This window comes from Paenibacillus xinjiangensis, from assembly GCF_059686975.1.
Genome location: NZ_JCAALS010000046.1, coordinates 19,849 through 27,092, shown reverse-complemented (window position 1 = coordinate 27,092; position 7,244 = coordinate 19,849). Strand labels below are relative to the sequence as shown.

The 7,244-nt window shown below is 43.9% G+C and carries 5 protein-coding genes and 2 pseudogenes; 2 read left to right on the top strand and 5 right to left on the bottom strand.

What is annotated here, in order from left to right:
• The first annotated feature begins 280 nt into the window (after positions 1–280).
• Complete coding sequence (locus AC6ESP_RS28730) at positions 281–655, top strand: DUF3888 domain-containing protein (RefSeq protein WP_497100200.1); 375 nt, start codon at positions 281–283, stop codon at positions 653–655.
• Between the two features lie 213 nt (positions 656–868).
• Here AC6ESP_RS28730 and AC6ESP_RS28725 read toward each other — a convergent pair whose 3' ends face one another.
• Entirely contained in the window at positions 869–1,162 is a 294-nt protein-coding gene (locus tag AC6ESP_RS28725; protein WP_497100197.1) for a nuclear transport factor 2 family protein, read from the bottom strand.
• Positions 1,163–1,512: 350 nt separating this feature from the next.
• Between AC6ESP_RS28725 and AC6ESP_RS28720 the strand changes: the two are divergent.
• Positions 1,513–2,731 (top strand): annotated as a pseudogene (locus AC6ESP_RS28720) (IS110 family RNA-guided transposase).
• Between the two features lie 171 nt (positions 2,732–2,902).
• Here the strand turns inward: AC6ESP_RS28720 and AC6ESP_RS28715 are convergent.
• The 4 genes and pseudogenes from AC6ESP_RS28715 to metE all read right to left on the bottom strand — a co-directional run bounded on the left by AC6ESP_RS28715 (position 2,903) and on the right by metE (position 7,138).
• A complete protein-coding gene (locus AC6ESP_RS28715) occupies positions 2,903–3,205 on the bottom strand; it encodes a DUF2691 family protein (RefSeq protein WP_497100196.1) in 303 nt (100 codons plus the stop codon).
• A gap of 59 nt (positions 3,206–3,264) precedes the next feature.
• A pseudogene (locus AC6ESP_RS28710) lies at positions 3,265–3,432 on the bottom strand (response regulator); the annotation flags it as partial.
• A gap of 318 nt (positions 3,433–3,750) precedes the next feature.
• Complete coding sequence (locus AC6ESP_RS28705) at positions 3,751–4,704, bottom strand: hypothetical protein (protein WP_497100195.1); 954 nt, start codon at positions 4,702–4,704, stop codon at positions 3,751–3,753.
• A 145-nt stretch (positions 4,705–4,849) separates the two neighbouring features.
• Entirely contained in the window at positions 4,850–7,138 is a 2,289-nt protein-coding gene (gene metE / locus AC6ESP_RS28700) for a 5-methyltetrahydropteroyltriglutamate--homocysteine S-methyltransferase (RefSeq protein ID WP_497100194.1), read from the bottom strand.
• Between the last annotated feature and the right edge of the window lie 106 nt (positions 7,139–7,244).

Sequence of the window (7,244 nt, the reverse complement as noted above, 5' to 3'; positions counted from 1 at the left end):
CCAATACAATTCGAATTGGAGGGTTCTTTGGCATGCTCATTAATCAATATAACACAAGTTCTCGAGCTGTTTTGCTGGTAATGTTGACAAGCTATTAGCTGGTATAGCTTAATGAAGGCTACTACATGGAAGCCCTTTCGATGTTCACTATCGTTCTTACGTTAGCTTAATAAGCCACATAAATTAAAGGGGTTGGTAAATAATAACCATAAAAGGAGTCAGTAAATAAAATGAAAAAAATAATCTTTTCTTTTTTTTATCGCTTGTTCTTGTTTCTTCTATTCAAACCAATATAGCTTCGGCAAATCAACCCACTGAGGACTCAGAAGAACTTAGGCTACAGGATATTCTCATGAACTTGCTATCTCCTTATATTAGTGAAGTTCTTGATAACTATTACCGCCCAAATATTTTAAAAACTTTTTCGCCTGAAATTACACCATGGAAAATTGCAGTAATCGAAACCAAAAGAATAAATGGGTTCCGTGGCTTTAAATTAGAAATTTCATTTGAAATTGAGCCGACTGCAGGACACCATGTTCCAGTAGGAAAAGACCGATTAACGTATCGAATTTCGTATGGACCTTCAGTAGAGTTAATTAACCACACCCATTTAGCTACATATGTTTTGCCTCCTGAATTGAAAAATCCGTGATTAACTATTCGATTAACCTGCCTGTTAGTGTAACGAGGCTGCCGTTGAATCCGTGGCAGCCTCGTTGTCTACTTTATTGAGCTACCTTTCCCAGTTCGTTTAAAAACCGTATAGTGTACTCAACTGTAATCTTCAATCAATAAGATTTTTCCTTCCTTAATCTCGAATGTTGACTTTCCATTTAATTGCAGCTTATCCCCACTCTTTAATCCATTAGGAAAATCCACGACAAGCAAGAATACCTTCATAATGGATTCCGACCTCTACTTTGTCATTAATAACACTGTAATCGGTAATTGTCTGGCATCGGCTGGAGAACATCGATGACGACTGTTCTGCCAACTCCCTAAATGCTTGTATTCCTCTAGTCTCCGTTGTGGTTTCTCCATTGGATATATTCCTGAATATTATATCCTTATGCAAGAGTTCAACCATTCTTTCAATTTTAAATGAATTGTATGCTTCAAGATAATTTTCAATTATGACCCTTATTTCTTTACTAACCATAACCATACCTCTCCTCTACATAAAAAATGATACACTTGTTTACCTAAGCAACTTATTCTCAATGTAATACTACCATATATTTCAAGTATTCTGCCCGTTAGCCATCCATGCAGCGCAAAATCAGCGCTGCACCACAGAGGATGAAAATAGAAATGCCGTCAATAATGCTACTACGGCTGGGAGAAGAAGGTCGATAAACTATGGTGCGTTAGAGCCCCTCCGTTAGTCTGACTCCAACGATCACGGTGCATCACAGAATGTCGCTCCCTCGGGAAGCACTCATGGTAGATTAATCCTATTTTGGTTGTTGCACCAGCTCCAATTACAGAGCCGTAGAGAGGAAATCTGAAATGGATATTCTCATTGAAAGGGCATGTGGTATGGATGTTCATAAAGACTCCATTACCGCATGTGTAATGACACCTCAAGGAAAGGAGATTTGTACGTTTCCTACTAAAACAGTCTTTCTGCTGCAGTTAATAGATTGGATTAAAAGCCATGGCTGTACGCATGTCGCAATGGAAAGTACGGGTGTATTTTGGAAACCAATTGTTAACCTCTTAGAATCCGAAGATATCGAGTTTTTAGTCGTGAATGCCCAGCATATGAAGGCACTTCCAGGACGTAAGACCGATGTCAAAGATGCTGAGTGGATTGCTCAACTACTCCGTCACGGGCTTCTTAAAGCTAGTTTTATTCCCAACCGCACACAACGAGAACTTAGGGAGTTAGTTCGGTACCGTAGGAGCATAATCGAGGAACGCGCAAGGCAGCACAATCGAATTCAAAAAGTTCTGGAAGGAGCAAACATTAAGCTTGGTTCTGTTGTTTCTGACATTATGGGCGTTTCTTCCAAGAACATGCTTCGTGCCATTGCAGATGGCGAAGAAGATCCTGAAACACTAGCAAACTTAGCCCAGCGTACATTGAAGAAGAAAAAAAGCGGAACTAGAATTAGCTTTGCGCGGCTATGTAAACCCTCATCAGCGATTAATGATCAAGACAATTCTAAACCACATCGATTTTCTGACAGAACAAATTGATCTACTAGATCAAGAGATCGCAAAAAGATGTAGCTCTTTTCAGGAAGACATAGAGCGTTTAGATTCCATTCCAGGTATAGCCCCTCGCATGGCGGAGCAGATTTTAGCTGAGCTTGGAACAAACATCGAGAAACAGTTTCCTAGTGCAGCTCATTTATGTTCTTCGGCAGCTTTAGTACCTGGACACAACGAGAGTGCCGGCAAACGCAAGTCGACCAAAGGTAAGAAAGGAAACAAATACTTGAAAGTTGCCTTAACAGAGGCGGCACATTCAGTAGGTGCATCCAAGAACTACCTTGGCGCCATGTATCGTCGAACACTTGCTAAAAAAGGCAGAAAACGTGCCGCTATTGTAGTCGCTCATGCCATGCTAAGAATCGCTTATTACTTACTAACCCGAAAAGAAATGTATGTAGATCTGGGTGAAGACTATTTTGAACGGCACAAACATGCTGCAGTCGTTAGAAATTCCGTACGAAGACTAGAAAGCTTGGGGTATTCCGTTTCCATTTCAGATGTATCCTGATCCCTAGATTAAATATGTGTGTGCCAGGTGCCCCACTTTAAAAAAATTAAAAGACGCACCCTTCTTTGATTTTGTCTTTTTTTGATGTTACTTCAATGAATTTTCATGGTAGTTCAATGACATTACCACACGGATAGCCTTGTTCTGCAATCATTGTCATCAGTAACATATTCAACTTTCACGTATCCTTTCATACGTTGCAACATCTACAACTTTCTTTCCTTGGGTGTAAGCTTTAATATTCACAAAAATCAAATATTGCTGTGAATTGTTTATTAGCCTACTTAGATTCGCGCCTTCCAAACCGACTATCTCTTCTGGAAAAAGCGGTTCGCCCAGCTGATTGTCGTTAGCGGCATAGGATTCTTCTCCTCCGATGGACCAATCGAATCCAGTCATATCAATGGGTCTCCATATATCTCCAAGAAAACTTCCATAATCATTGGGAATCTCAAAACTAATTCCTCTTTTCATGTCTTTAACCCCTCTCAAGCACGGAATCCTCCAGCTAAGCTGTCTTTGCCAATTGGCTACAATAAATAATCCTTAGCACCTAGCCTCACTACTTCTTGGGCATATTTGAATTCAGAGTGTGCGGAGATCACAACCCACTTCGTCTGAGGATAGGCATCTTTGGTAAGCTGCATGAGCTGAAGCTCTGTCATACCTGGCATGAGAACATCCGTCAATACGATCTCCATACGCCGTGTTGTTCGCTGCTTGGTTCATTCCTGTAATGGAAGAGGTGTTCGAATTATTGTCCCCTCCATTACCTGTGCCGCCATGCCAGCCAATAAGCTAATCACGAGCAGCTTAGCTGCGTTTTGCTTCTTCGCCATCTCTTTAAATTTCCTCGTAAGTGATGTCTTCATTATGAAGGGATACGAAAGCCCTTACAACAGACGAATTCAAGAGCACAGGTATGTTTTCTATAGGCATTCCCCACCAAGCAATCAACATGGATCGATGGCACACAAAAAAGATGAACCCTACATCTAGGGTTCATCTCCTCACAAGCCTTATTGTACATGCTGTTGCAAAAAGTCATCGACTTCCTTCGTACGTACCCCATCGGTACGATCAAGAAGCTCAAGCAGCTGTTTGATTGTTGTGATCAGTTCACTCTTTCCTGAATGATTAGCTACTACTGTCTCATAAGCTGTTCGCAGCTCTGGATCCAATGTTGAGAGGGTACCATCTGCACCATCATAGGCTGGCGTATTGCTTGCTCCGTAGAAGGAATAGGCCTTCGCTAATAGAAAAGCATTCTTCACAGCAGTCGCCCTATTCGATTTCGGATATTGCTGCAGGAATGCTTCACGCTTCAGTGCACGATTCAAGAGTTCATCCCATGTAATAACAATTGCAGCATCATACGACATCGGATCGCTCGATTCAACGGCCATCAGATCAATGTAAGAGGCGATATCCTTATTCACATAAGCTCTGAACTGCTTGAAGCCCTGATAGTCCATCACCGGATAATACATACCCTCACTAGATTCAATCTTATAGCCCTTATCTCTAGACTCCATCACGATTCGGCGTGCTTCCTTGTCAGTTATAGCGCTTAATAATCCTTCATAGGTTTCCCCTTGCTCCCTGTATGCCTTATCGATTATTGCCTGTATGCGTTCTGGATAGATCTTCTCGACAAAAACATCCAAGTGTACTTTCTGCGCATTCTCCAGATGCAGCGTCATAATAGTCGCTTGTGATGAGCTTACCTCATCAATACGGTTTATCAGATATTGACGGGCAAGCGCAAGTGTTGACGGCTTCTTGACTAGCTGCTCGAAACGGTTATAAATAGCTGAGCCAGCTTGCGGACCAACTGCTGCCTCTGCCACTTGAGTGTGACTAATCGGGAGAATGAATCCGCTTGTAGAGAGTGTAACGGCTATTCCAACGGCTATCGTTCTAGCCCTCCAGCTGCTCCATGCTTGGCTTGATACCTTGCGTGAATTGTTCATTATTCATGCCTCCTCTTCATTATGAAGCTTAATTACCCTAAGAGACGATGGCTGTAACAGAAAAGTTTCAGTGACTATTGTCTTGGCTATCCTTACACACAAAGCTCCCCTCGGAATATCCGAAGGGAGCTCTAGGAATGAATGATTAATGGACTAACTCAGCAAATTTCTTGCGTGAAATCTGAGTGGCTTCAACCATGTTGCGCAGCGAGCTAACCGTTTCTTCCAAGCCGCGTGTCTTGAGTCCGCAGTCCGGGTTAATCCAGAACAGCTTCGGATCAAGAACACGGAGCGCGCGGTCTATCATGCTTGTCATTTCTTCTACATGTGGGACACGTGGGCTGTGAATATCGTATACTCCAAGCCCAATGCCCAGCTCATACGTATTAAGCTCGAAGCTGTGAATCAGCTCACCATGACTGCGTGAGGTTTCAATCGAGATCACATCTGCATCCATCTCTTCAATAGAACCGATCATGTCATGGAACTCGCAATAGCACATATGAGTGTGAATCTGCGTCGTATCCTGAACCGTGCAAGTCGCCATACGGAAGGCTTTCACTGCCCAGTCCAGATAGGCAGCATGCTCTTCAGCCTTAAGGGGAAGTCCTTCCCGAACAGCTGGCTCGTCAACTTGAATCATGCCAATTCCTGCTTGCTCAAGAGCCTCAACCTCTTGTCTTAAAGCATACGCCAGCTGGTAAGCGATCTGCTCGCGAGAAATGTCCTCACGTACGAAGGACCAATTCAGTATCGTGATTGGACCTGTCAGCATGCCTTTAACTGGACGTGCAGTGCGTGATTGAGCGTACTTCGTTTCTTCAACGGTCATTGCTCCTTGGAAGGCTACATCTCCGAATATAACCGGAGGTTTAACGCAGCGTGATCCATACGACTGTACCCAACCATTCTGCGTGAACGCGAAGCCAGCAAGCTTCTCACCGAAGAACTCAACCATATCCGTACGCTCAAATTCGCCATGCACAAGAACATCCAATCCGATTTCCTCTTGCAGCTTAATCCAGATATCAATCTGCTCACGGATGAAGCTAGCATACTGTTCATTGTTCCATTCACCCTTACGCCACTGCTGACGCGCTTTGCGCACCTCGGTTGATTGAGGGAAGCTGCCAATTGTTGTTGTTGGGAAAATAGGCAATTGCCACTTGTCCTGCTGTGCTGCATGACGCTCAGAGAACGGACGGTTACGCTTAGGCTGCTGCGTGCTGATGCCAGCAACGGCTTGTTGAATATCGCTGCGGTTACGCTCCGCCGAATTTTTGAGTGCCTGGATAGCACGATCATACGTTTCAAGCTCATTTTTAGTCGATTCAGCATTAGTTGCTGCCTGAGCCAGCAGCACAATCTCATCAAGCTTCTCCTCGGCGAATGCAAGAGCATCCTTAAGCTCCACTGATAGCTTCGTCTCGTTCTTAGTTGTCACTGGCACATGCAGCAAGCTGCATGATGTTTGTACGATAAGACGGTCAGCCGATACGAGCTGCGTCAGCTCTTCCACTAGTGTAAGCTTCTCCGTAAGCGAAGCCTTCCAAATACCACGGCCGTCAATGACTCCAGCTCCTAGTACTTTGTCTGCCGGGAATCCATTTGCTCTAATCGAGGATAGATTACCAGCAAGACCTTGAACGAAGTCGAGTCCAATTCCTTTAACCGGCAGCTTAACGATGTCGTTATAATTTTCTATCGATTCGAAGTAGGTTTGCAGCACAATATTAAGGTTTGGAGCCTGCTTAGCGAATGTCTCATAGATAGTATTCAGGCGCTGCAGGTCTGCTGCATCCAGCTTCGTTACAACGATAGGCTCGTCAATCTGTACCCACTGTACCCCTTCGTTCTCAAGCTCTTGAAGCAGCTGTACGTAGAGAGGAAGAAGTCGATTCAGCCAGGCATCCGTCTCAGCAGCCTTATAACCTTTGGACAGCTTCAGGAAGGTTAGTGGACCCACGATTACTGGCTTACCCTCGATACCGAGCTTCTCCTTCGCTTCGCGATAAGCCGCAAGAGGCTTGTTATCTGTTAGTACAGGCTCTCTTTCTCCAAGCTCAGGTACAATATAATGATAGTTCGTGTTGAACCATTTCGTCATTTCGCTGGCTGTAGCATCCTTCGTACCACGTGCAATGCCATAATACAGAGACAATGGAATGCTGCCGCCCTCATAGGCGAAGCGCTGTGGAATAAGGCCGAACATAGTCGCTGTATCAAGGATATGATCATAATAGCTGAAATCGTTAACTGGAATGAGGTCGATCCCTTTTTCTTGCTGTTTGCGTAAATGATTAAGACGAATCTCCAGAAGCTTTTGCTCGAATTCTGCTTCTTCCAGCTTGCCAGCCCAGAAAGCCTCAAGCGCCTTTTTCCATTCGCGTTCCGCGCCAATTCTCGGATATCCTAGTACACTGCTTTTTACCATCTCATATAACCCCTCTGCCTATTGGTATCGTTCATTTGTTATTCCTATCATTTCAGCAAATACGAATATCCATTTTGTTCCTAACATGAGGATGGCTAAGCTTGGT

Bases quoted from the DNA above. Each gene is read 5' to 3' on its own strand.
- AC6ESP_RS28725 (WP_497100197.1), bottom strand. From the start codon at position 1,162: ATGGTTAGTAAAGAAATAAGGGTCATAATTGAAAATTATCTTGAAGCA.
- AC6ESP_RS28715 (WP_497100196.1), bottom strand. From the start codon at position 3,205: ATGAAAAGAGGAATTAGTTTTGAGATTCCCAATGATTATGGAAGTTTT.
- AC6ESP_RS28705 (WP_497100195.1), bottom strand. From the start codon at position 4,704: ATGAACAATTCACGCAAGGTATCAAGCCAAGCATGGAGCAGCTGGAGG.
- metE (WP_497100194.1), bottom strand. From the start codon at position 7,138: ATGGTAAAAAGCAGTGTACTAGGATATCCGAGAATTGGCGCGGAACGC.